This is a genomic window from Dactylosporangium sp. NPDC051541 (assembly GCF_044454505.1).
GTDB lineage: Bacteria > Actinomycetota > Actinomycetes > Mycobacteriales > Micromonosporaceae > Dactylosporangium.
In genome coordinates, this window is record NZ_JBITDU010000002.1 from 825,655 (window position 1) to 849,458 (window position 23,804).

The 23,804-nt window shown below is 74.3% G+C and carries 17 protein-coding genes; 11 read left to right on the forward strand and 6 right to left on the reverse strand.

Annotation, left to right across the window (positions count from 1 at the left end; genetic code table 11):
* Positions 1–23 precede the first annotated feature (23 nt).
* Genes ACIA8L_RS11850 through ACIA8L_RS11860 form a run of 3 tightly spaced genes read right to left on the reverse strand, consistent with a single transcriptional unit; the run spans position 24 to position 5,298 of the window.
* Positions 24–1,523 (reverse strand): hypothetical protein, encoded by a 1,500-nt coding sequence (locus ACIA8L_RS11850; protein ID WP_395903234.1) that lies wholly within the window; start codon positions 1,521–1,523, stop codon positions 24–26.
* On the reverse strand, positions 1,520–3,130 hold the full coding sequence (gene pelF / locus ACIA8L_RS11855; RefSeq protein WP_395903236.1) for a GT4 family glycosyltransferase PelF: 1,611 nt from the start codon (positions 3,128–3,130) through the stop codon (positions 1,520–1,522). Before pelF ends, ACIA8L_RS11850 begins: the two co-directional genes overlap by 4 nt.
* Positions 3,127–5,298: a hypothetical protein gene (locus ACIA8L_RS11860; RefSeq protein WP_395903238.1), complete on the reverse strand. Its 2,172-nt coding sequence runs from the start codon at positions 5,296–5,298 to the stop codon at positions 3,127–3,129. The genes pelF and ACIA8L_RS11860 overlap by 4 nt, the downstream gene beginning before the upstream one ends.
* A gap of 612 nt (positions 5,299–5,910) precedes the next feature.
* Here ACIA8L_RS11860 and ACIA8L_RS11865 point away from each other — a divergent pair.
* From ACIA8L_RS11865 to ACIA8L_RS11885, 5 genes are all read left to right on the forward strand, one after another.
* Positions 5,911–6,171 carry a hypothetical protein gene (locus ACIA8L_RS11865; RefSeq protein WP_395903240.1) on the forward strand — a complete coding sequence of 87 codons (261 nt, stop codon included), beginning with the start codon at positions 5,911–5,913 and terminating at the stop codon, positions 6,169–6,171.
* Between the two features lie 39 nt (positions 6,172–6,210).
* Positions 6,211–10,179, forward strand: coding sequence for a tetratricopeptide repeat protein (locus ACIA8L_RS11870; RefSeq protein WP_395903242.1), 3,969 nt, complete (start codon positions 6,211–6,213; stop codon positions 10,177–10,179).
* Positions 10,180–10,237: 58 nt separating this feature from the next.
* Entirely contained in the window at positions 10,238–11,110 is an 873-nt protein-coding gene (locus tag ACIA8L_RS11875) for a bile acid:sodium symporter family protein (RefSeq protein WP_395903244.1), read from the forward strand.
* Positions 11,111–11,187: 77 nt separating this feature from the next.
* Entirely contained in the window at positions 11,188–11,829 is a 642-nt protein-coding gene (locus ACIA8L_RS11880) for an NADPH-dependent F420 reductase (RefSeq protein WP_395903247.1), read from the forward strand.
* 106 nt (positions 11,830–11,935) lie between these two features.
* Positions 11,936–12,355 carry a hypothetical protein gene (locus ACIA8L_RS11885; RefSeq protein WP_395903250.1) on the forward strand — a complete coding sequence of 140 codons (420 nt, stop codon included), beginning with the start codon at positions 11,936–11,938 and terminating at the stop codon, positions 12,353–12,355.
* Here ACIA8L_RS11885 and ACIA8L_RS11890 read toward each other — a convergent pair.
* A complete protein-coding gene (locus ACIA8L_RS11890) occupies positions 12,343–13,233 on the reverse strand; it encodes a LysR family transcriptional regulator (protein ID WP_395903252.1) in 891 nt (296 codons plus the stop codon). The genes ACIA8L_RS11885 and ACIA8L_RS11890 overlap by 13 nt on opposite strands.
* Positions 13,234–13,305: 72 nt before the next feature.
* Here ACIA8L_RS11890 and ACIA8L_RS11895 point away from each other — a divergent pair, with 72 nt between their 5' ends.
* Genes ACIA8L_RS11895 through ACIA8L_RS11910 form a run of 4 tightly spaced genes read left to right on the forward strand, consistent with a single transcriptional unit; the run spans position 13,306 to position 17,895 of the window.
* On the forward strand, positions 13,306–14,184 hold the full coding sequence (locus ACIA8L_RS11895) for a DMT family transporter (RefSeq protein ID WP_395903255.1): 879 nt from the start codon (positions 13,306–13,308) through the stop codon (positions 14,182–14,184).
* A gap of 36 nt (positions 14,185–14,220) precedes the next feature.
* A complete protein-coding gene (locus ACIA8L_RS11900) occupies positions 14,221–14,970 on the forward strand; it encodes a hypothetical protein (RefSeq protein WP_395903257.1) in 750 nt (249 codons plus the stop codon).
* Positions 14,971–15,015: 45 nt separating this feature from the next.
* A complete protein-coding gene (locus ACIA8L_RS11905; RefSeq protein WP_395903260.1) occupies positions 15,016–15,288 on the forward strand; it encodes a hypothetical protein in 273 nt (90 codons plus the stop codon).
* The gene (locus ACIA8L_RS11910; RefSeq protein ID WP_395903262.1) at positions 15,289–17,895 is read left to right on the forward strand and encodes a cation-translocating P-type ATPase; all 2,607 of its coding nucleotides are present in this window, start codon (positions 15,289–15,291) and stop codon (positions 17,893–17,895) included.
* Positions 17,896–18,022: 127 nt separating this feature from the next.
* On the opposite strand, the gene ACIA8L_RS11915 is transcribed toward ACIA8L_RS11910, so the two are convergent.
* On the reverse strand, positions 18,023–19,240 hold the full coding sequence (locus ACIA8L_RS11915) for a YncE family protein (protein WP_395903264.1): 1,218 nt from the start codon (positions 19,238–19,240) through the stop codon (positions 18,023–18,025).
* Positions 19,241–19,363: 123 nt separating this feature from the next.
* Between ACIA8L_RS11915 and ACIA8L_RS11920 the strand changes: the two genes are divergently transcribed.
* Positions 19,364–20,470, forward strand: a complete 1,107-nt coding sequence (locus ACIA8L_RS11920; protein ID WP_395903266.1) for a PucR family transcriptional regulator — start codon at positions 19,364–19,366, stop codon at positions 20,468–20,470.
* Positions 20,471–20,586: 116 nt separating this feature from the next.
* The gene (locus ACIA8L_RS11925) at positions 20,587–22,062 is read left to right on the forward strand and encodes an alpha/beta hydrolase (protein WP_395903268.1); all 1,476 of its coding nucleotides are present in this window, start codon (positions 20,587–20,589) and stop codon (positions 22,060–22,062) included.
* A gap of 13 nt (positions 22,063–22,075) precedes the next feature.
* Here the strand turns inward: ACIA8L_RS11925 and ACIA8L_RS11930 are convergent, their stop codons facing one another.
* Entirely contained in the window at positions 22,076–23,758 is a 1,683-nt protein-coding gene (locus ACIA8L_RS11930) for a glycoside hydrolase family 44 protein (RefSeq protein ID WP_395903270.1), read from the reverse strand.
* Positions 23,759–23,804: the final 46 nt, after the last annotated feature.

The following is a 23,804-nucleotide window of genomic DNA, read 5'->3' on the forward strand; positions in this document are numbered from 1 at the left end:
CTGTCGTGGGAACCGGTTCCCGGTCAGCGGTAGCGACGGGCCTGACCCAGGACCGGTACGAGCGCGATCGTCAGCAGCACCTGCAGCAGCACGGCGCTGGCCAGGAAGAGCAGGACGTCGGAGGCGGCGTCGGCCGCGACCCGGGGCAGCAGGACGTCGGCGCCCACGTGGGCGGCGGTGGCGACGGCGAGCGCCGTGCAGAGCCAGCCATAGCGGCCGTGGGCCACCATGACGAAGGCCAGGAAGTACGCGCCGGCCACGGCGACCTGCGCCCCGGCCATGATCGTGCCGGCCGGGGTCAGCCGGCCCGCCCAGCGCAGCCCGGCCAGGAGCAGGACGGCCCCGGCGGCGACCGCGAGCCAGCACAGCAGCAGGTCGGTGCCGAGCATCCGCCACACCCCCCGGACGAACTGCCGGGGCCGGCTCACCCGGTGCAGCAGCAGCCGGCTGCGCTCCACGAACACGCGGGCCCGCCACTCCACGATGCCCATCGCGGCGATGAGCGGCACCCCGGCCACCACCACGTCGAAGTGGGTGAGCAGGTACGGCGCCTGCGCGTGCAGCAGGAACGCCGCCGACAGCGCCGCGTAGAGGGCGACGAGCAGGAACGTCCCGGTGCGGCCGCGCAGCAGGGCCCGGACCGTCGAGTGCGGCGTCTCCGGCCCGGTCCGGCCGGCCCGCCGGGCCAGCACCATCGCCAGGGTCAGCGCCACCAGCACCGTGACCGCCACGACCACCAGCGCCCAGCGGGCCAGGCCCGGCCCGCCGCGGTGGACGGCCGTGGCCACGCCGAGGCCGACGGCGGGCAGCATCACCGCGCCGAGCAGCAGCTCGTGCCGGTGAAACACGAGCAGCGTCGCCGCCATCTGGTAGACCATGACCCCCGGCACCAGGGCGGCGGCCGCGATCCCACCCCCGGCGACGGCGGTGACGGCCACCCCGAGCCCCGCCGCGACCGCGACGCCGAGCCCGCTCGCCCCGATCAGCACCCGCGCCGCCGCCCGCGGATCGCCCACGTTGAGCCCCTGGTAGGCCAGCCAGCTGGCGGCGCCGGCCCAGACCCACCCGAGCGCGCCCCCGGTGAGCAGCGCCACCACGAGCGGGTGCGGCGCGACGATGGCCACGACCGCCGGGAACAGCGCGCTCGGCAACAGATACAGCAGGCCGTGCAGCAGTTCCCGGCGATTCGGCGGGGGTACCTCCAGCGGCCGGGCCGGTGGCCGCCGGTCCGCGACCCGCACGTAGACCGCCTCAGCCAGGTCGAACACGTCCTGGAACCCGTACTCGACCCGGGCCGTGCGGTCACTGACCCCGTCGGCCTCGAGCATCGCGGCGACCTGGAGCCCGTCCACGGCGCCGGAGGCCCGGTCCTTGACCCGGGCGGCGAGGGCGTCGACCGGGTCACCGGACGGTGCCGGGGCCCCGAACGCCTGCCGCGCGGCCTCGGACAGCTCCATCGTCGCGTCGCTGGCGATGCCGCGGGCCGCGACCGCCATCGACGCCTCGACCTCCTGGGTGCTCACGACTCCTCCCCCGCGTCCGGCGGCCGGGCGGGGCGCAGGGCCGGCACGGTGGCCCGGCCGATCGGCTTGCGGACCGCGGCCCGCCCGATCATCCGGCGCACCATGGCCCGGGCCACCACCGGCCGGGCGACCGGCCGCAGCGGCTGCGGGTCGGCGCTGGACGCCGGGGCGGCCCCGGCCGCCGTCAGCTCCGGCGTGGTGACCCGCTCGTAGAGGCGGCGGTAGGCGTCGAGGGACTGTGCGAGGGTGAACCGGCCCATGACCCGCTCCCGGGCCCGGGCCGCCAGCTGCTGTCGCAGGGTCGCGTCGTCGAGGAGTTTCACGCACGCGTCGGCGATCGCCGCGACGTCCCGCGGCGGCACCACCATCCCGGCGTCGCCGACGGCCTCGGCGACACCGCCGACGTCGGTGCACACGACCGTCCGCCCGCAGGCCATCGCCTCCACCACGGTGTAGGGGAAGCCCTCGGAGATGCTGGTCAGTGCCACGATGCTGCCGCTGTGGTACGCGTGCACGGTGTCGGCGACCCGGCCCTCCATCGTCGCCCACGCGCCGATGCCGAGCTCGTCGATGAGCGCGGAGCAGCTGTCGCGGTAGCTTTCGCCGCCGGGCGGGGTGGCGCCGAAGACGCGCAGCCGCGCCTCCGGCATCCGCTCGTGCACGACGGCGAACGCCCGGATCAGCGTGTGCAGGTCCTTCAGGGGGTCGATGCGGCCGACGAAGACGACGGTCGGCTCGGCCGGCTCCTCCTCGGCGGCCGGGAACGACTCCGGGGACACCCCGTTGTACATCGTCCACATCCGCTCCACCGGCGCCCCGTTGCGCAGCTGCCACCGCCGGTTGTACGACGAGTGCGGGGCGAGGGCGTCGGAGATGAGGTACCCGGCCCCGGCGAGGGCCCGGAAGAAGCTCAGGACGAGGACCTTCACCGCGTGCGGCGCGTCCTGGTCCAGGTAGGCCAGGTACCGCTCGCGCAGGTAGATGCCGTGCTCGGACATGAGCACCGGGGTGCCGTGGCGCCACTTGGCGGCCATCCCGACGAGCACCGACAGGCCGTTCATCGAGGTGTGCACGACGTCGGCCCGCACCGGCGGCGCGCTGAGCGGGCGCAGCATGTGCTCGATCAGCGACGCCGCCTGCACCGCGTCGGCCAGCACCAGGCCGTCCGCGCGCAGGCCGTGCCACGTCTCCGTCATCGTGTGCAGCGCGTCGTTGGAGGTCAGCGCCGCGCCCAGGTCCCCGCCGTCGGCGGCGTACTCGTACAGCCCGCGCAGCGCGAGCACGAAGCGGCTGCGCTCCACGGCCGCTTTCTCCGGGTGCGGGTCCAGCGGCGTGACGAGGCTCGTCAGGAACGCCGGATACGACGCCCGGAACGCGGACCCGGGGCGCGACGCGCGCCGCCGGGCCCCGGCGGCCCAGAGCGGGATCTGCACGACCCGGTCGAGGTTCTCGGGCCGGGGCCACAGCTCCCGCTCGGAGCCGTCGACGGTCAGGGCCACCATGTCCCAGCGATAGTCGGGCAGGCCGCGCAGCAGCTGGTCGCACCACACGCTGACCCCTCCCATCGCGAACGGATAGGTGCCTTCGGAGACCAGGGCTACTTTCACGGTCGCGGGCTCGCCGGCACGGTCACCGTCACCCCGGCGGCCAGGGTCACCTGGGCGATGTGGTCGGTGCCGTAGGTGACGGCCCCGGCCGGTGCGATCCCGCTCAGCCCGACCTGCCCGGCCGCGGGTGAGGTCACCGTGACGGTCCCAGTGCCCGGGTGCCAGACGGCGTCGACTCCGGCGGTCAGCTCGGCGAAGTGGGCGTTGCGGCTCGACACGTACGGCCCGAGCGCCGACCAGGCGGTGCTGAGCAGCGGCACCGAGTAGTACGCGCTGTACTTCTCGGCCACCTTGCGGGCCCAGTCGGTGGCCAGGGTGGCCCCGGAGCCGTAGTCGTTGAGGTTGGCGATGTGCAGCGTGTGCGTGTAGATGGAGCCGGACGAGACGTGCTGCAGCGCGACCCCGGCCTCGTAGTCGATGATCTGCGCGTAGGTGAGGTTCGTCGGCCAGAACGGGAACCGCCCGCCCGGTCCGTAGTAGGCGTTGTAGAACGCCGTCTCCTCGGCCGCCGTCGTCGTGTAGTAGGCGATGTTGGTCGGCCAGTCCGGCACGATCGTGATCGTGGCGTTCATCGGGTGCACGATGCCGCAGTTGAAGCACGCCGGCACGTGGCTCGGGAACGACATGTTGCCGTGCAGGTAGGTCACGCCGGCCGCCTGCGCGGCGCTGAGCAGGTTGGGGTTGGACGCCATCAGGCCGTGGTCGGTGGGCGGGTTGACATCGTCGTTCGGGTCCGGGTTGTAGACGCCGAGGCCGGAGTACTCGCCGGTCTTGAGCACGTTGTTGGGCTGCGACAGACCGAGCGCCGTGGCCACGGGGCGGTTGGCCGTGATCTCGTTGCTGGTCGTCGCGGCGTCGGTGAAGTTGAGCTCCTGGTGGGTGTAGGTGTGGTTGATCCACCGGAAGCTGGTGCGCAGGCAGCGGGTGGTCGGCGTGAGCGTGTTGACGCCGCCGCGGGCGCTGCACGTCGCGTCGGCCGGCAGCACCGCGTCGGCGCCGTTGTAGGCCATGGTGAAGGTGAACCCGGAGGCCAGCGGATACGCGGTGCGCAGGGCGATCTGCTGCTGGTTGGCGTTGAAGGCGTCGTGGCCGGTCATCCGGTACCCCGGCGTGCTTTCGATGTGTCCGTCCGGGAAGTAGTGGTCGGAGGTGTTGAACCAGTCGTCGACGTCGACGTTGAGGTAGTGCCGCTGCTCGCCGAGGAACATGCCCTTGGTCGCCCAGCGCAGCAGGCCGTAGGTGAGCAGGCCGGCCTGGAGCAGGTTCTGGTTCGACGTGAACGTCAGCGCCAGGCGCTCCCGGCCGTCGGCCGAGGTCGTGCGGACCCCGAGCACGTCGGCCCCGTTGACCAGCACCGGGTCGGCCGCGCAGCCGGCGGTGACGCGGGTGCGGTACACATAGGACTGCACGATCGGCACGGTCGCGGTCGGCTTGAGGTAGTCGAAGACGCCGGCGCCGGCCGTGGTGAGCGCCGCCGGCAGCGGGGTGTCGGCGACACCGCCCTCGGTGGACGCGGCGAGGCAGTAGTTCTCGGGGAACGTGCCGTAGCTGGTGTAGAGGGCGGCCTGGCGGACACCGTAGTCGCGTTCGTAGGCCCACAGCGTGTTCCACTCGGTGGCGTCGAAGCCGCTGACGAAGCCGGCCGCACCGCCGTCGTAGAGCTGCGAGCTGCTGGTGAGCAGGATCGCGTTGTACTTCCCGGTGCCGTCGGCCCGCACGAGCGAGGCGGCGGTCAGCGCGGTGGTGCGGCTGTAGAGCACGTCGTAGGCGGCGCCGACCCGGTCGAGCGTCGAACGCCAGGTGTCGACACCCCAGTCGGTGGGCTCGGTGCCGACGACGAGGGTCCGCAGCGCCAGGTCGGGCGCGGGGGTGAGCACGGCCGCGGAGTTCGCGCCGCTGGTGCCGGTGCCTTTCCCGGGCCGCAGCTTCCGGTCGGTGCGCACCGGGACGGACCCGGTGATGTGCGGCAGCGGCTGCAGGGCCCGGCCGGTGGCGGGCGCGGGCCGGCCGGGGATGAAGGTGTCCCGGTGGTGCGCGGCCGCGGGGCCGCCGGGGGCGCCCTGGGCCGCGGTGGGCGGCGCCACGACGAACACTGCGAGGGAGAGGGCGAGGCCGAGGATCAGCGCGGCCGCGACACGGCGACTGAGGTCTGTGCAGGCTCGAAGCATGTGCAACTCCGGACGAATGAGAACGCGGCGATCCGCCATTCAACATCGACGAATACCGCTCAGCGGGAGCTCGATTCGTGGAACCGGGTCGAATTCGCCACGACAGTAGCGCAACTCACACACCGCGAACTGGCGCTGTAAAGTTCCCGCACAATTGTTGACGGCCCGGAGTGGCTCTTGCTAGGCCACGCCCCGTCCGGGCGCGCTTTTTCCGCAGATGTCCCGGACTTCCTGATGCGGTTCGGTCGGCCACGCCGCCGTTCATGGGATCGGCTCCGCAGAATGGCTGGTGAGGCTGTCCTGAAGGGGGAGGCCGGCCCGCGACCGGCCCGCCGGAACACCGCCCGGCCACGTGCGTGATCAGCGCATTCCAGCAATTCCGGCGAAATCGTCGTAATTGCTGGCAGCCCTATTGTCTGACCAATCCAAGATTAGCATCGCGCGCGGCCAAGAGCCACTTTGTCCAGCGCCAAACATAAATTTTCCGAACACATCAGTGCCGGCCCTGATGCGCGCGGGGATGCCGCCCACGCACACCCTCGAAGGGCTCGAGGCGGCTGTGGCCGGGCCGTGATTCGTTTCCGCACGCCACCGCCGGGTAAGGGTCCGCGCATGGCCAACGAACCCTCTGAACAAGTCCAGCTGACCGGCGGCCCGCGCGACGGCGCCGTTCTCGACACCGTGGACGCACCGGTGGTGGAGATCGAGATCGACGGCCTGATCCACCGCTACGTGACCACGACGAAACACCGCGACGACGGCGACCGCTCCTACCACGTCTACAACTACGACGGCGCGATCGACCCCAACGGTGCGATGCCGGGTGCGGAGACCCCGGACGGCGGCCACCACGACCCCGTCCAGGGCGTGTAGGGAGTCGCCCCTGGCCGCGCTGTCCGTCAGGCTTCGGTCATGGCGTTGGACAGGTCTCTGGGCCGGGTGTTGTCTTCCGACCGGGTGCCGGTCGCAACGTGCTTCCAGGTCAGCCCGGGTGTGGTGGTGACGGCGGGGCACGTGCTGGCCGAGGCCGGCCGCACGGTGCTGGTGGACGCCCTGGCCGGGGACGAAGGCGCGGTGCCGGCGCGGGTCCTCCGGGTCGACGCGGTCCACGACCTGGCCGTGCTGGAGGTGGCTCAGGGCGTGTTGACCGGTGTGGTGGCCGGGTTCGCGCCGACCGCGGAGCAGGCGATGTCGACGCCGGTCACGGTGGCCGGGGTGGCCGATGCCGCGGGCTTCGTGGAGGCGTCGGGGCGGCTGGAGGGCAGCGCCACCCGGGACGGTGTGGTGGTCGGGCGGGTGGAGTCGCCGGCCGTCACCGCGGGCATGCGGGGCGCGCCGGTCCGGCGCCGGTCCGACGGGCTCGTCGTCGCGGTGGTGTCGGGCCGGCACAACAGCGCCGACGGCTGGCTGCGCGACTCGGTGTGGGTGATCCGGGTCGAGGAGCTGCTGGCGGTGCTCGACGGTCTCGCCGACGTCTGGGTGGGCCGATCGTCGGTGGGTGCGGCGGTGGACGTGTCGGTGGTGGTGGACGCGGAGTCGGTGACGGTGTCGGGCCACGGCCGGCAGGCGGTCACGGTGCCGCATCAGGGGGTGGTGCCCGGGCTGCGGGTGTCGCTCGACGCGTTCCGCCGGTCCCGGTCGGGGCTGGCCGCCCACCGTGACCTGAGCGCTGACGGCGGACCGGACGGGCCGTCGCAGGCCCCGGTGCTCGCGGTCGGGCGCGCGTTGACCCGCAACTTCCTGGCCGACGGGGCCGGGCGGCTGTTGCAGGACCTCGTCGAGTCGGCGCGGGCCGGGCACCGGCCGACCCGGGTCGGGCTGCGGGTGGTGCCGGGGCTGGCCGGTCTGCCGTGGGAGACGATGCTGTCGCCGGGGTCCGGCCGCCCGCTGGGCATCGACCCGCAGGTGCGAGCGTTTCGCCAGGCCCGCTCGGCCCCGGCCGCCCGGCCCGGCCCGCTGCGGATCGTGGTGGCGATCGCGTCGCCGCTGACCGGCGGCGGCCAGGTCCTCGACTACGAGCAGGAGCTGCGCAACGTCCTGGCCGCGGTCCGGTCGGCCCGGGCCTTCGACGCCGACGTGCGGGTGGTCCACTTCGCGACCACGGCGGCGATCCGGGCCGCGTTGAGCGCCGCCCCCGCCCATGTTCTGCACCTGTCCGGCCACGGCACGCCCGGCTTCCTGGTCCTGGAGGACGAGGACGGCGCCGCCCGCCCGGTGACCGCCGATCAGTTCCTGGACGAGGCGATCCCGGCCGGCGCGATACCACCGGTGTTCGCCCTCGCCGCCTGCTACACCGTCTCCCTCGCGGAGGGGCTCCTGGCCCGGGGCGCCGGGGTGGTGATCGCGACGGAGACGTCGATCAGCGATGTGTACGCGACCCGGGTGTTCGCCCGGGTGTACGCCCGGCTGGCCGCGGACCCGGCCGCCGATGTCGTGGCCGCGGTGGCCGACGCCCGCGCGGACGTGCAGCTGGAGCTGGAACGCTCCGTCGACGAGCGGGACCGGCGACTGGCCCGGTTCCAGGAGTGGTCGACGGTGTCGGTGTACGCGCCGGCGGGCTCGGTCCCGGTCGTCGACGTCGACGCCCCGCCCGCGCCGATACCGGCGGCGCGGTCCGGGGCCGGGGTGCTGCGGCGGGAGGCCGGTGAGGTCGTCGGCCGCCGCCGTGAGCAGCGCGAGTGGCCCGCCGCCCTGCTGTCCGGCCGGACCGCCGGGATCGTCGTGCACGGCCTCGGCGGGGTCGGCAAGACGACCCTCGCCGACGAGCTCGTCACCCGGGTCCTGGAACGGGAGCCGGACCGGGTCGTCGTCGCCGTCACCGGCCCGGTCACCGGCGAGCAGCTGCTCACCGAGCTCGCCCTCCAGACCGGCGACCAGCTCGAGGACCGCGAGACCGCACCGTCACACCGGGTCGCGCGGCTCCTGTCGCGGGTCGCCGACGCCGCCCGCACCCTGCCCGACCGCACCGCGGCCCTGCACGAGCTGCTGACGGAGGTGCCCGTGCTCCTGGTCCTGGACAACTTCGAGGACAACCTGCCCGGCACCGGCGTCCAACCGGTCGCACCGCCCCTGGCCCGGCTGCTCACCGCCGTGGTCACCCGCCCCGGGCGCGGCCGGCTGCTCATCACCTGCCGATACCGCTTCACGCTGCCCGGCAACGCCCACCGCGCCCTCACCTTCCATCACCTGGGGCCGCTGTCGTTCGCCGAGACCATGAAACTGGCCTGGGCCCTGCCGCACCTCGACCGGATGACCGGCGCCGACCTGGAACGCGTGTGGCGAGCGGTCGGCGGCCACCCGCGCTGCCTCGAGTACGTCGACGCGCTCCTGGCCGGCGGCACCGCCCGCCACACCGACGTCACGCTCCGCCTGGCCACCGCCGTCGAGCGCCACCTGCGGACCAGCACGGCCACCGCCGCGGTCACCGACGCCGACATCGACGCCTACCTGGGCGCGAACGCCGTCCTGGACGACGCCCTGGCCGAGGTCGCCACGCTGGCCGCCGACGACATCCTCCTCGAGCGGCTCCTGACCGGCCTCGAGCCCAACCCCGACGCCGTGCGACTCATCACCGGCGCCAGCGTGTACCGGGTCCCGGTCGACGGCACCGCCCTGTCGTACGTCCTCGGTGACCTGGTCACCGACGACCCCGACTTCGACCGGGCCGTCAGCGCCTGCGTGGACAGCGGCCTGCTCACGCCCGGCCGCGGCCCGGACGGCTCACCGTCGTACTTCGTGCACCGGTGGACCGCCACCGCGCTCGCCGGCCGCGACGGGAACACGGCCGCCCTGACCGACGCGCACCTGCGGGCCGCCGCATACTGGGTCCGGCGCGCCGACACCGAGCCGCAGCCGCTGGCCGCGGACGCCGACGACCTCCGCGAAGCCCACCACCACCGCAGCGCCGCCCACGCCCTCGACCCCCGCACCGACCTCCACGACATCGCCCGCCTCTGCCATCGGCTCCAGCGGCTCCTCGCCCGCCTCGGCCGGCGCCACGAGGCCGCCGAATACTCCGAAGCCGGGCTGCGGCTCCACCGGCAGCTCTACCCCGCCGACCCCGCACCGGACGACACCGACCAGCTGGCCGGTGCCCTCGACGACCACGGCATCCGGCTGCTGGGGCTGGGGCGGCGGGCAGCGGCGTTGGCCGCCACCGCCGAGGCCGTCGACCTGCGCCGCCACCTGGCCGCGGCCGACCCGGCCGCGTTCGAACCGGGCCTCGCGGGATCGTTGCGCAACCTCGGCGGGATGTTGTCGGAGCTGGACCGGGAGGACGAGGCGCTGATCGCCACGGCCGAGGCCGTCGAGCTGCACCGCCGGCTCGCGGCGGCGGACCCGGCCGCGTTCGAACGCGAACTCGCCGGGTCGTTGAGCAACCTCGGCAACCGGCTGTCGAAGCTGGGCTGGCCGGACGAGGCGGTGGCCGCCGCTGTCGAGTCCATCGGCATACAGCGACGCCTGGCCGCGGCCGACCTGGCCCCGCTCGAAACCGACCTCGCCGGGTCGCTGAGCAACCTCGGTGCGATGCTGTCGAAGCTGGGGCGGTGGGAGGAGGCGCTGACCGCCGCGGCCGAGGCGGTCGACGTGCACCGCCGGGCGGCCAGGGCCGACCCGGCCGCGTTCGCACCCAGCCTCGCCACGTCGTTGAACAATCTCGGGAATCGGCTGGCGGCGTTGAGACGGCTGGAGGAGGCGGTGGCCGCCACCGCCGAGGCCGTCGAGATCCGGCGCCGACTGGCCGCGACCAACCCGGCCGCCTTCGAGCCCCTGCTGGCCCGGTCGTTGCACAATCTCGCCCTGTACCTGCGCGACATCAGCCCCGAGGAGGCCGAGGCGGCGGCCGAAGAGGCTCGGCAGGTCGCCGCCCGCGGCGAATGAGCGGCTTTAGCGGGGCCGGTGACAATGCACCGTGCTTCCTGCGCTGATCCTCGTCGGCATGCCCGTTGCCCTGGTCATCATCATGCTCGGGCTGGGGCTCGGGCTGACCATGGACGACTTCGCCCGGGTCGGGCGGTATCCGAAGGCGGCCGTGATCGCGCTGGTGTGCCAGCTCGTCGTGTTGCCGGTGATGTGCTTCGGAGTGGTGCTCGCGTTCGGGCTCGAGCCCAACCTGGCGGTCGGGCTGCTGCTGCTCGCCGCGTCGCCCGGGGGGCCGACCGCCAACCTGTACAGCCACCTGTTCGGCGGGCACGTCGCGCTGAACGTCGCCCTGACCGCGGTCAACTCACTCATCGTCGTGGTCACGCTGCCGATCGTGGCGAACCTGGCGGCCGGATACTTCCTGCCTGACAGTCGCGACGTCGGGCTGCAGTGGACCGAGGTGTCGCAGGTCTTCGTGATCGCGGTCGTGCCGGTCATCGTCGGCATGCTGCTGCGGGCCCGGCTGCCCCGGGTGGCGCGATGGCTCGACCGGCCGGTCCGGGTGCTGTCGATCGTGGTCCTGCTGGCGGTCGTCGGGGCCGTGCTCGCCGGCGGGTGGGCCAAGCTGCCCGGCTACTTCGCCGCCGTCGGGCTGGCGGTGCTCGCGTTCAACCTGATCAGCCTGCTGGTCGGCTACGGGGTGCCGCGGCTGGCCGGCGTCGAGCACCGGCTGGCCACCGCGGCCGGGTTCGAGATCGGCATCCACAACACCGCGCTGACCCTCACGGTCGCGGCCAGCCCGGCGCTGATGAACAGCGTCGAGATGGCGATACCGGCCGCAGTCTACGGCATCGTCATGCACGGCACCGCGCTCACGTTCGGGCTGCTGTTCACCCGCCGCAAGGTCCGCGCGTCCGCCCCGGCCGAGCCCGTCCCGGCCGACGCCTGATAACGGCCGGGCCGCCGCGCCCGCCGGGCTCGGGAGTTTCCGGAATACGTGCCGGGCCGTCCGGCTTGAGTTGAACCGTGACGACTTTTGGAATCATCGGGGCCGGCAACATCGGAAGCCAGGTCGCCCGGGCGGTCATCGCCCTCGGGCACGACGTGGTGATCGCGAACTCACGCGGACCGGAGACGCTGTCCGCCCTCATCGAAGACCTCGGCCCGGCGGCGCGGGCGGCCACGGCCCAGGAGGCGGCGGCCGCGGGTGAGGTCGTGGTCGTCACGGTGCCGTTCGGCAAGTTCCGTGACGTGCCGGTCGAGCCCCTCGCCGGCAAGATCGTGCTCGACACCAACAACTACTACTGGGAGCGCGACGGCCACTTCGACGAGCTCGACCGGGGCGAGGCGACCACCGCGGGCCTGCTGCAGGCCCACCTGCCCACGTCGAAGGTGGTCAAGGCGTTCAACCACATCGGCGCGGCCGACATCACCACCGACGGCTCCCCCTCCGGCACCCCGGGCCGGCGCGCCCTGGCCGTGTCCTCGGACCACCCCGAGGCGGCCAAGTTCGCCGCGGACCTCTACGACCAGATCGGGTTCGACACCGTCGACGTCAGCCCGTTGAGCGAGTCGTGGCGGGTCGAGCGCGACCGCCCCGCGTACGTCGCGAAGCAGAACAAGGCCGAGCTCGAGGCCAACCTCGCGAAGGCACCGCGCACGATCTGACCCATGGTGGGCTGTTTGGCCAGGTCAGGGCGGCACGGATTCGGGAGTTGCCCGGGTCCGTGCCGGTCTACCGTGAGCTGAGACACAGCAACCGAGGGAGCCCGCCATGACCGACGCCGACATTCCGTACGTCGTTGAGCACGACACCAACCACGATGGCCACGACGAGTGGCTCAGCGTCGACTCCAACGCCGACGGGCGCGACGACGTCTACCAGTACGACCTCGACGGCGACGGCAACCTCGACAACCAGGCGTGGGACAGCAACCACGACGGGTACATCGACGCCCGCGGCTACGACCACGACCACGACGGCGTCATGGAGCAGGTCAAGTACGACACCGACAAGGACGGCAAGGCGGACCTGATGCAGGTCGACAGCGACGGCGACGGCTTCCTCGACCGGCTCTACTACGACGACAACCACGACGGCCAGTTCGACCGCGCCGCCCCGATCCACGCCGCTGACCCGAAGATGACGCACTACACCGACCACTACACCAACGGCGCGCACTACAACGGCTGAGCCGCCGCGATCTCCCGCAGTGCGCCGAGGACCGACCGCACCGCCACCCGGTGGAGGGTCTCCGGGCGGGTGAGCGCGTCGATGTGCCGCCCGGCCGGCAGGCCGGCCAGCGGGCGCAGCACCACGCCCGGGCCGGGCCGGCTGGTGTGGGCCGGCAGCAGCGCCAGCCCGCCACCGGCGGCGACGATCGCGGCCACGACGGTGAACTCGTTGACCCGGTGGACGATCTCCAGGGGGCGCCCGGCGGCGGCCGCGATCGCGGTCAGGACGCCCTCGAGGGGAAACCCCTCGTGCACGCAGATCCACGGCTCGCCGGCGACTTCGGCGGCGCTCAGCGACGGCCGCGCGGCCAGGCGGTGGCCCGCCGGCAGGGCGACGTTCAGCGGCTCGTAGGCCAGCGGCACGACTGTCAGCCGGTCGGCCGGCCAGGGCGGGCTGTGCGCCAGCCGGTGCGCCAGGACCAGGTCGTAGTCGGCGACGAGGGCCGGGAAGTCGGCCTGGGCCACGTCCTCGTCCGCGCACCGCACCGGCGGCAGGCCGGCCCGGCCGAGCAGCGGGCCGAAGTAGGTGAGCCCGGCACTGTGGAACGCGGCCACCGTGACCGGCGCGGCCGGGTCGTCGAGGTAGGCGTCCACGGCCCGCCCGGCCCGGTCCAGCGCGGTGGAGACCTCGATCGCCGCGGCGGCCAGGGCCTGGCCGGCCTCGGTCAGCACGAGCCGGCGGCCGCGGCGCTCGGTCAGCGGCACCCGCGCCGAGCGCTGCAGCGACCGCAGCTGCTGGGAGACGGCCGACGGTGTGATGTGCATCGCCCGGGCGACGGCGGCCAGGCTGCCCCGGTCGCCGAGCTCCCTGAGCAGGCGCAGATGGTGCAGATCCATTAGGTCTCACTACACTGTCGGTTGACGAGAATCCATCTGGTCTTCACGATAGTCCGCCCCCAGGCTGGTGCCATGGGGATGCGACGCAGCGACCTGCTGCTGCTGGCGGTGGCCGTGGTGTGGGGCAGCAGCTACCTCGCCGCCCAGACGCTGGTGCTGGTCGGTGGGGTGCTGGCCGTACTGTCGCTGCGTTTCCTGGTTTCGGCGGCCGCACTGGCACCCGCCATGGCCCGGCGCCGGCCGAGCCGACCGGAGCTGCGGGTCGGGGCGCTGCTCGGCCTCACGCAGGCGTCGGTGCTGGTCCTGGAGACCTACGGGGTGTCGCTGACCAGCGCCACCAACGCCGGCGTGCTGATCAGCCTGACGATCCTGCTGACGCCCGCGCTCGAAGGCGCCGCCCACCGGCGGTGGCTGCCGGGCCGGTTCTTCGTCGCCGCGGCGATCGCGGTCGCCGGCGTCACCCTGCTCGTCGCCGGCCCCGGCCTGCGCGCACCGACCACCGGCGACGCGCTGATGCTCGCCGCGGCCGCCGTCCGCGCCGCCCACGTCACCCTGTCCGGGCGGCTGACCACCGGGCGGCAGTACGACACGGTGACGCTCACCTGGCTGCAGACCGCGGTCGGCGCGATCCTGTTCACGGCCGTCGCCGCGCCCGCACTCCCGGCGGCGGTACGCGCGTTCGGGCCGGGGCACTGGCTCGGCGTGCTGTACCTCGCGCTCGGCTGCAGCGTGTTCGCGTTCCTGGTGCAGCTGTGGGCGATCCGGCGCACCTCGGCCGCGCGGGCGAGCCTGCTGCTGGGCACCGAACCCGTGTGGGCGGTCCTGATCGGCGTCGGCGTCGCCGGTGAGCACCTGAGCGCGGCCGCCGTCGCCGGGATCGCGCTCGTCCTCGCCGGCACCTACTACGGCCAGCGCGTCGAGTCCGCCCACCGCGAACCGGTCCCGGTCTGATGTGCGTCCCGGCCATCGAGCGGGGAGAATGGCTCGATGGCCGATCCGCCGCCGCGCGTCTGTCATCGCCTCACCTGGTCCGACCGGACCGGGCAGGAGCGGCACGTCTGGCTCGTGCCGGGCTGGAGCCGATACCGATCCTTCCGTCGCGGTCAGATCGCCGGCGAGCTGTCCCGGCGGTACTACATCCAGGGTTCCTGGACGACCGCGATCGTGCCCGCGACGGCGGCCGAGGTCGAGCGCTGGGCGGAGGCCGGCGACCGGTACCTCGCCGTGTCGAAGGCGGCCGCGGCGAAACTGCGGCGGGTCGACGAACGGTACCGGCGGCGGATGGCCGTGGCCGCCGCCGCCTACCAGCCCGTCCTGGCCGAGATCGACGACCGCGCCGCGGCCGCCGGAGCGGCTGCGCAGGAGGCCGCGCGGGAGCGGCAGGCGGCCGCGCGGGCGGCGGAGCGGGAGCGGCAGGCGGCCATCGACGAACGGAACGCGAGGTTCGCCCGCGCGGGCGCCGGACCGGTGTGGATGTGGCGGCCGATGGTGCAGCGGATCTGGGTGTACCGCACGGATGTCGCGCGGGACGCGCAGCCGCCGACGGGCCGGGTGCACGCCCCGGCGATCGGCCCGCTGACCGCCGACGAGCTCGCCCTGACCGTGGTGTGGCGCGGGATCGCGACCATCTTCTGGCACCCGGCCACCGTCCGGAAGGTCGAACGGGAGACCGAGCCGGGCGGCTTCGACGAATGGTGGCGCCGCCGGCTGCGGTACGCCCACCGGCCGTTTCCGTAGACGTTGTGCGACGGTGGACGGATGTCGAGGTGTTACCGTCGCGCGGTGTCTGACAACCCCCGCGCGGCGGTGACCCTGCGGCCCCGGCGGGAGGACGACCTCCCGACGATGTTCGACGTCCAGTTCGACGAGGAGGCCCAGCGGCAGGCCGCGTTCGTCGGCCCGGACCGCCGGGACCGGGAGGCCTACTACGCGAAGTTCCGGAAGATCGTCGCCGACGACGCCATCGTCAAGCGGGTCGTCGAGGTGGGCGGCGAGGAAGGGTTCGCCGACGCCCGCCAGGAGACCGTCACCGAGCCGATCCACCGGCTGGGCTGAATGGAGCCGGACGAGCTGGACCTCGGCGCGCACGCCGCTGACGGCGATGCGGTGCTGCGCGCGCTCGGGGCCGGACCTCGAGGCCTGGCGCCGGATGAGCGGGTGCGACGGCGGGAGCGGTACGGGCGCAACGTCCCCGCCGGCACGCGGCCGCCGAAGCGCTGGCGGCCCGAGCTCGCCGAGTCGTTCACGGAGCCGCTGCAGCTGCTGCTCATCGCCGTCGCCGTGCTGTCCGCGGTGTTCGGGGAGCTGTCCGACGCCGTCGCCATCGCGGCCGTCATCGCGGTCGTGGCCGTGCTCGAGACCAGCACCGAGATGCGGGCCGCCCGGTCGATCGAGGCGCTGCGGGCGATGACCGCCCCGACCGCCCGCCTCGTCACCGCCGACGGCGGCGTGCGCGACGTGCCCGCGGCCGACCTCGTGCCCGGGGACGTCATCGCGGTCGAGGCGGGCGATGCCGTACCCGCCGACGCCCGGGTCCTCGACGGCCGCGGGCTGCGCATCGACGAGTCGACCCTGACCGGGGAGCCGGCCGCGGCCGGGAAGAGCGCCGAGCCGGTCCCGGCCGACACCCCGCCGGGCGGCCGGTCGAGCATGCTCTACGCCGGGACCGCCGTCGTCGCCGGTGACGGCCGGGCCGTCGTCACGGCCACCGGCGCCCGCACCGAACTCGGCCGGCTCGGGCGGCTCGTCGCCGCGGCGAAGGAGCCGCCGACCCCGTTGCAGCGCGCCCTGTCCCAGCTGGCCAAGACGGTCCTGATCATCGCGGTCGGAGCCAGCGTGGCCGTCCCGCTGGCGGGGGTACTGGCCGGGCAGCCGATCCGCGACATGATCCTGTCCGGGCTCACCGTCGCGTTCGCCACCGTCCCCGAGGAGCTGCCGATCCTCGTCGTCGTGCTGCTCGCCGTCGGCGGGCGGCGGCTCGCCCGGCGCGGCGTGCTGCTGCGGCGGCTGCGGGCCGGGGAGACGATCGGCGCGGTCGATGTCGTCGTCACCGACAAGACCGGCACCCTCACCGAGAACCGCCTCCGCCTCACCGAGATCGTCGGCGACCGCCAGGCCGTCCTGGCCGCGGCCGTCGGCGCCTACCCGCCCGGCGGCCGCGAACCCATGGAACAGCAGCTCCTCGCCGCGGCCGCCGACGAGGGCCGCACCGAGCCGGGCCCGGTCGTCGCCGGGCACCCGTTCGACCCGCACCGCAAGCTGCTCAGCCGCGTGCACCACGGCGCCGGCGGCTCCTACGTCGTGGCGGTGGCCGGCGCCCCCGAGGCGGTCCTGGACCGCTGCACCCTCGACCCGGCCGAACGCGCCCGCCTCGACGACCTCGTCGCCGACCGCGCCCGGCAGGGCCTGCGGATCATCGCCTTCGCCACGAACACGCTGCCCGCGCCCCCGGCCGCCCGCGACGACGCTCTCGCCACCGACGCGCTGCCGACGGCGCCGGTCGCCCGGGACGACGCTCTCGCCGCGAACACGCCGCCCGCGGCGCCGGTCGCCCGGGACGACGTCGAGCGGGGGCTGCGGTACGCCGGGCTCGCCTGCTTCGCCGACCCGCTGCGCCCGCACGTCGCCGACGCCGTCGCGACCCTGCACCGGGCCGGCGTGGCCACCGTCGTCGTCACCGGCGACCACCCCGACACCGCGGCCGCCGTCGCCGCCGCGGCCGGCCTGCCCGCCGGGCACCGCATCGCCCGCGGCGACCGCCTCGCCGACGCCACCGACGCCGACCTCGGCCCGCTGCTCACCCACGGGACCGTCGTCGCCCGGGCCACCCCCGCGGCCAAGCACCGCATCGTCCAGGCGCTGCAGGCCCGCGGGCACACGGTCGCGGTCACCGGCGACGGCGCCAACGACGCCCCCGCCCTGGCCGCCGCCGACGTCGGCATCGCCATGGGCCGCCGCGGCGCCGACCTGGCCCGCGCCGCCGCCGACATCGTCCTCACCGACGACGCCTACCCGACCGTCGTGGCCGCCGTCGCCACCGGCCGCAACATCGGCGCCCAGCTGCGCCGGGCCGTCGCGTTCTACCTCGGCGCGAAGGTCGCCCTCGTCGCCGTCCTGCTCGCGGCCCTCGCCGCCGGCCGGCCCGTGCCGTTCGCGCCGGTCCACATCGTCCTGCTCGAGATCTTCATGGACCTCGGCGCGTCGGTCGCGTTCGTCGCCGAGCCGGCCGCCCCCGGCGCCATGCACCGCCCGCCCCGCCGGTCCGGCACCCGCTTCCTCGACCCGGCCGCTCTCGCCGCCATCGCGACCGCCGCGGTCACCCTCACCGCGGCCACCCTCCCCGGCTACCTCCTGCTCGCGCACACCGGCACCGAGGCGGCCCGGGCCGCGGCGATCCTCGGCTGGCTGGCCGGGCACGCCCTCATCGCCTGGACCCTGCGCACCCGCCCGGCCCTGTCCTGGCGCACCAACCCGGCCTTCCCGGCGTGGGCCGTCGCCGCCACCGTCGTCGCCGCGGCCGCCGCCCTCACCCCCGCCGGTCGGCTGCTGCACCTGCGCCCCTTGACCGTCCGCGACCTCGCCGTGGTCGCCGCCGCCGTCGCGATCGCCGTCGGCCTCGCCATCACCGCCCGCCGCGCCCTGCGCACCCGAGACCGCTTGTAGCGCCGGTTGCACAGCCGCAGCCGGGTTGCGCCGACCGGCTTCGCACCGTCGGGCCGGACGGGGTCCCCGGAACCGGTGGAGCCGATTACCTGGCCGGTGGGCCCCGCAAACGGGGGCCCACCGCAGGTTACGCGGCGATCCGGCCGATGCGGACGCGCTGCGGGTGGTCGCCGACCGGCACGCTGAGGACCTTCTGGCCGGTGGCGAAGCTGATCGCGGTGATCTGGTCGGCGCCGGACTCCGAGATGACGCAGTCGCGGCCGTCGCCGCTGACGGTGGCCCAGTAGGGCTTGCCGGCGGCGACCAGCGGGCCCGGCTGCAGCGTGGCCCGGTCGACGACGGTGGCGTAGTCGTCCATGGTGCCGGCCACGCAGACCTTGGCGCCGTCGGGGCTCATCGACAGGCCGTGGTGGCGGGAGTCGTTGACCCAGGTCGTGCGGTCGGGGCTGGTCGCCGGGTTCTTCGGCAGCTCCTGGACGCGGGTGATGCGGTCGGCGGCGACGTCGTACTCGACGATGCCGTTGAAGAAGGAGACCTGGAAGTACAGCGTGCGCTCGTCGGGGGTGAACACGGCCGGGCGGACGGCGTCGGAGAGGTCGGAGCGGCCGAACGCGTCCAGGCGCGGGCGCATGTCGATGGTGCGCACCACCTGGAACGTGCGCGCGTCGGCGATCGTGATGTGCCGGTCGCCCTTCGTCCAGTCCAGCCACGGGTCGTCCAGCGCGGTGTTGACCTCGCCGATCGACATGTTCCACAGGTATCGGCCGTCGCGGGTGTAGATGTTCTCGTGCGGCTTGTCGCCGGTGCCGAACGAGCCGAGCGGCCGGCCGGTGTTGATGTCGAGCACGTGCACCGTGTTCGACGTCGAGGCGGACACCGCGACCCGGGTGCCGTCCGGTGAGACGGCCATGTGGTCGGCGCGGTAGCCGGAGACCGCGAAGCGCCAGCGCAGCGCGCCGGTGCGGATGTCGATGGCGACGACGTCGGCGAAGCTGGGCCGGGACACGACCAGCGCGGAGCCGTCCGGCGTGGTGTACATGTCGTCGATGAGCTGGTCGTGGCCCTCTCCCGGGCCCTGCTGGACGCCGAGGTAGAAGGCCAGCTTCACCGGGTTGAGGTAGATCTCCAGCAGCCGCTGGTTCTTGTCCGGCACGACATTGAGCCGGCCGATCCTGGCGTAGCTGCCGCTGGACCGGATGATGTCGGCGGTGCCGTCCCAGTTGTTGCCGACGAACATGACCTCCTGCAGCGCGGGCGCGGCGGCGGCCGGGCGCAGCGGGGTGAGGACGGCGGCGAGCAGTGCGAGGCCGGCGATGGCGGCGCGCCGGCGCAGGTTCCGTGTCACGAAGCCTCCCTGGATACGTTACCGGGCGGTAGCCTTCAGGAAATCGCCGATCGGCGCCGCTCGATAGGTCCCCGCCGACAACGCGGGGCCGCCCGGTTGTCGCCCGCCCACAACGGAGAGGTCATGATCGCGACGCTGCTGGCCGCGCTGGCCGGCGACGAGAGCCTCGTCGACACGCTCGTCGCCGCCGCCCGCGACGCCTCGCCGGAGGTCGCCCGGCTGCCCGTCGAGGAGAGCCGCCGCCACGTCGCCCTGCTCTTCACGGCCGGCTTGGCCGCGTTCCAGCGCCCCGCCGACGGCATCTCCTACGCCGACGCGGAGCGGCTCGGCGCCGACCGGGCGGCCCAGGGTGTGCCGATCGCCGGGCTGCTGCGCGGCGTACAGGCGGCCAGAACGCGGCTGCTGGAGATCGCGGTGGAGCGCGGCCGGGCGGCCGGGATCGCCGACGAGGCCCTGCTCTCGGCCGCCCTCGACTTCGACCGCTACGTGTCGGCCCTCGAACGGCACGTCGTCGACGGCCACCACGCGGCCGAGCGGGCCCTGGCCCGGGGCCGCCGCGACCAGCGCGACGCGGTGCTGCGGGCCTTGCTGCTGCCGGGCCGGTCGGCGGCCGCGGCCGGCGACGTCGCGCTCCTGGGGCTGCGCGGGCACATGCCGTACCGCTGCATGGTCTTCAATGTGACGGACCCCGGCCGGGCCGACGCTCTGGAGGCGAAGCTCGCGATGTGCGGTGGTGTCTTCGGCACTGTCGAGGGCCGCCTCGCGGGCCTCGCCGCCCGGCCGCCGGGCCCGGTCGACCCCGCGGTGCTGGTCGTCACCGGCCCGCCGCTGCCGCTGGACCGGGCCGCCGCCGGCTACCGGCTGTGCGTGGCCGCCCTGGTCGGCGCGGCCCGTTTCGGCGTCACCGGTCGGCAGCTCGCCCTCGACCTGGCCGGCCCGGCCGCGCTGGCCGCCCAGCCGGAGCTGGCCGGGCTGCTCGCCGACGAAGTCCTGGCCGCCCTCGACCCGGCCGACGCGTTCCACCGGGAGCTGGCCGCCACCGCACTGTCCTATCTGGACCACGGTCAGCGCCTCGACCGGACCGCGGCCGCCATGCACGTGCACCCCAATACGGTCCGCTACCGGCTGCGGGCCCTGCACGAGCGGACCGCCCTGCCGCTGGACGACGCGACGGTCCTGGCGACGCTGCGCTCCTGGTGGGCGCTGCGCACCTGGCTCGACGGGGCGTAGCGCAAGGGTGCCAGGCAGGCCGGGCGCCACGGTCCGGTCACTGTCCGCTGTTGCCGGGCCGGCGTCGTCGTCGCTAGGGTTCGCGCAGCGGCGATCCGGGGCGGGGGCTCGATGGCATGGTGAACGCTTCCGCGGAGGAGCCGACGCGCGATCTGGCCGCGTCACCGTTGCGCGGCCGGCACCGCGGCGGTCGGGGCCGCACGGCCGGCGTGGCGCTGGCCTGGGCCGCGGCCGGGTGCGCGGTCATCGGCCTCGCGCAGGCGGCGCGGGCCGGAGCCTTCGATCACGTATCACTGCTCGATCGGGCGGCCGGCGACGGCGCCGAGGCCGCCGGCTTTGTGCTGCTGGTCGCCGCGTGGTGGAGCCGGGACCGCCGCTGGATCACCCGTTTGCTGCCGGCCCTGCTGCTCGCCATCGCCGGCCTGGTCGGCGTGGTCGCGCTGATCCTGTGGGCCACCGGCACCGTGACCGACGCCTACCCGCCGTCGTTCGCGATCTGGGTGGGGGCCGGGTTCGCGGCCCTCGCCGGCTGCCCGCTCGTCCTGCGCCGCCGCCCGCCCGGGCCGGCCGCCGGGCGCGCACCGGTGTGGCGAAGGGTGGCGGCCGTCGTCGCCGTGCCCGTGACCGCGGCCGGCGCGTTCCTGCTCATCGACCAGCAGTACGGCATCTGGCCGCAGGTCGGCGACGTCCTCGGGCACTCCGGGGCGCTCGACGCCCAGCAGGCCCACAACCTGATCGACGGCACCGCCACGCCCGGCGGCCGCCCACCCGCGCAGGGTGTGATCGCCGACCTCGACGCTCCGGCCACGAGGTCGCACTTCCGGCACCGCTCCGGGGTGGTGTTCCTGCCGCCCGCCTACTTCGGCCCGGACCGGGCGACGTTGCCGGTCCTCGTCATGCTGGTCGGCTCGCCCGGCACGCCGATCAACTGGCTCAAGTCCGGGCACGGGCAGTCGACGGACGACGCCTACGCCGCGGCGCATCACGGCCGCGCCCCGGTCCTCGTGGTCGTCGACCAGAACGGCTCCGCCACCGGCGACACGGAGTGCGTCGACAGCCCGGCGGGCAACGCCGAGACCTACCTGACCGCCGACGTGCCCGCGTTCATCACCGGCACGCTGGGGGTCCAGCACACCTCGTCGAGCTGGGGCATCGCCGGGTTCTCCGAGGGCGGCACCTGCGCGCTGGACCTCGTGCTGGGCCACCCCGACATCTACGAGCACGCCATCGACTTCGGCGGGGACGCCCGGCCCAACCTCGGCGGCCCCCAACAGACGCTGCAGCACCTCTTCGGCGGCAGCGTCGCCGCGCAGCTGGCCCACGACCCCGCGCGGCTGCTGAGCACCCGCCACTACCCCGGCGTCACGCTGTGGTTCGGCGCCGGGGCCGACGACACCCGCGGCATCGCCGTCGGTGAGCAGCTGTCGGCCGCGGCCACCCGGGCCGGCGTCGTCAACCACCGCTTCGTCGACGCCGGCGGGCACAACTGGCAGTTCGCGAGCGCCGGCTTCGCGCGCGTCCTGCCGCCGCTGTGCGACGAGATGGCCGTCAGCCGCCTGTCCCCCGCGCCGGGCCGCCCCGGCCGCCTCTGAGGGCCGCCGGCGGTCAGCGCCGGCGGGCCGGCAGGACCAGCAGGGTGATGGAGTTGGCCGGGAACGTCGCATCGACCTGGCCCCGGTGTACCGCGAGATCGTCACCGCGCACGATCGAGCCGAGATCGGCCGGGCCGTAGGTGAACCGCTGCGCCGTGCCGCTGCCGTTGAACCCGGCGACCGACAGCGGCGCGGCCTGATCGGTGCCCGTCTTGTTGACGACCATGAGGGTCAGGGCGTTGTCGCACAGCCGCTGCGCGCCGTACACCGCCAGCTGACCCTGGTCGCTGCTGACCGCCGACACGCTGACGTCGCCGAACCGGCCGCCGGCCCCGTCGTAGTCGCGGTACATGCGGAACGCGTAGGCGCCGGGCTGGGTCGGCTGCGGCTCGCCCCACATGGTGGCCAGGTCGAGCCCCTCCCGCCCGAAGATGCCCAGCACGTCGGCCTGCGTCAGGGCGCCGTTGATGTCACCGAGTGCACCCCAGTTGTACTCGGTGATGGCGACCTTCGTGCCGGGGTAGTAGCGCGCGACCCATGCCTTCATCGTGCGGATGAACTGCAGCGGTGGGGCGTTGACGCCGCTGGGGCCGATCCAGGACTCCTCGACGTACGTCGGGTCCCACAGCGAGCGGGTCGAGCGCAGGCGCAGCGCGGCCGCGTCGGGGTCGGTGCCGCCGCCGATCTGCGGGTAGTAGTGCTGATCGAAGTAGTGCAGGAAGCGCCGCCCGCCGTGGGCGTCGCTGTAGTCCTTCATGTTCTTGAGGTACCACTGGGAGAAGTTCAGCCCGCCGTGCGCGGCCGCGTCGGCGCCGGGTGCGCATCCGTCGACTCCGGAGGCGACCCATTCGCAGTAGCCCCAGCCGGACGGGCCGAGCACCGCCGCGCTCGGGTCGGCGGCCTTGATGGCCGCGGCCGTCGCCGTACTCTTGCCGCCCAGCTCGTCGTAGGACACCGCACCGGGGTGCACATCGCGGTGGGTCGAGCTCCACAGCACCGGCTCGTTGTCGAGCTCGTAGATCGCCACCCCGCCGCGCGCCGCCGGGCCGAACCGGCTCACCAGGTGTGACACCATCGCACCGTCGAACGCGGCGTCGGCCGGGATCGACGTGTCGGCGGGTACCGCGCCGGTGAGGTCGGCCCCGTCGAGCTTGCCGTTGCCGCAGTTGGCGTCCCACTGGTCGAACCCGTCCTGGGCCGGGAACCGGGTGGCCGGGAAGCCGCAGGCGAACGGGTGCGCATCCGGGGAGTCCTTGGCCACCCAGCCGCTCATCGGCACGGTGACGACCTGCTTCGTGCCGCGGTCCCGGTTGGTGCTGACGAACGCCTCGAGCGTGTTGGCCGGCCCGGCCACGATGTTCTCGAAGTACCAGTCGCTGCCGGTGTTGTACGTGTGGTTGCGGAAGTTGTACCGGGTGCTGGCATTGCCGCCCCAGCGCGCCACCGGCAGGCCGATCTCGGCCGCGAACGCCGGGTCGGCCCCGTTGAGCCCGTAGATGTCGGGGCTGATCGCGTGCCGGGCCGCGGCCACGTCGACGGACAGCGTGAGGCCGGTGGCGGCCACGGCCGGGGTGGCCGGCGCGGTCAGGGCGCCCGCCGCCAGCGCGGCCGTCAGTCCCAGGATCGTGGCCGATCGTGGCCTCCGTCGCCGTTGCCCGTCCATCGCCGGTACCCCCATCAGTCGATTCACCACCATCAATTGCGCAGCGTGGCCGGGGGCCGCCCGCGAAGTCAAGCCGCGC

Bases quoted from the DNA above. Each gene is read 5' to 3' on its own strand.
- ACIA8L_RS11860 (WP_395903238.1), bottom strand. From the start codon at position 5,298: ATGCTTCGAGCCTGCACAGACCTCAGTCGCCGTGTCGCGGCCGCGCTG.
- ACIA8L_RS11865 (WP_395903240.1), top strand. From the start codon at position 5,911: ATGGCCAACGAACCCTCTGAACAAGTCCAGCTGACCGGCGGCCCGCGC.
- ACIA8L_RS11870 (WP_395903242.1), top strand. From the start codon at position 6,211: ATGGCGTTGGACAGGTCTCTGGGCCGGGTGTTGTCTTCCGACCGGGTG.
- ACIA8L_RS11875 (WP_395903244.1), top strand. From the start codon at position 10,238: ATGCCCGTTGCCCTGGTCATCATCATGCTCGGGCTGGGGCTCGGGCTG.
- ACIA8L_RS11885 (WP_395903250.1), top strand. From the start codon at position 11,936: ATGACCGACGCCGACATTCCGTACGTCGTTGAGCACGACACCAACCAC.
- ACIA8L_RS11890 (WP_395903252.1), bottom strand. From the start codon at position 13,233: ATGGATCTGCACCATCTGCGCCTGCTCAGGGAGCTCGGCGACCGGGGC.
- ACIA8L_RS11895 (WP_395903255.1), top strand. From the start codon at position 13,306: ATGGGGATGCGACGCAGCGACCTGCTGCTGCTGGCGGTGGCCGTGGTG.
- ACIA8L_RS11900 (WP_395903257.1), top strand. From the start codon at position 14,221: ATGGCCGATCCGCCGCCGCGCGTCTGTCATCGCCTCACCTGGTCCGAC.
- ACIA8L_RS11910 (WP_395903262.1), top strand. From the start codon at position 15,289: ATGGAGCCGGACGAGCTGGACCTCGGCGCGCACGCCGCTGACGGCGAT.
- ACIA8L_RS11920 (WP_395903266.1), top strand. From the start codon at position 19,364: ATGATCGCGACGCTGCTGGCCGCGCTGGCCGGCGACGAGAGCCTCGTC.
- ACIA8L_RS11925 (WP_395903268.1), top strand. From the start codon at position 20,587: ATGGTGAACGCTTCCGCGGAGGAGCCGACGCGCGATCTGGCCGCGTCA.
- ACIA8L_RS11930 (WP_395903270.1), bottom strand. From the start codon at position 23,758: ATGGTGGTGAATCGACTGATGGGGGTACCGGCGATGGACGGGCAACGG.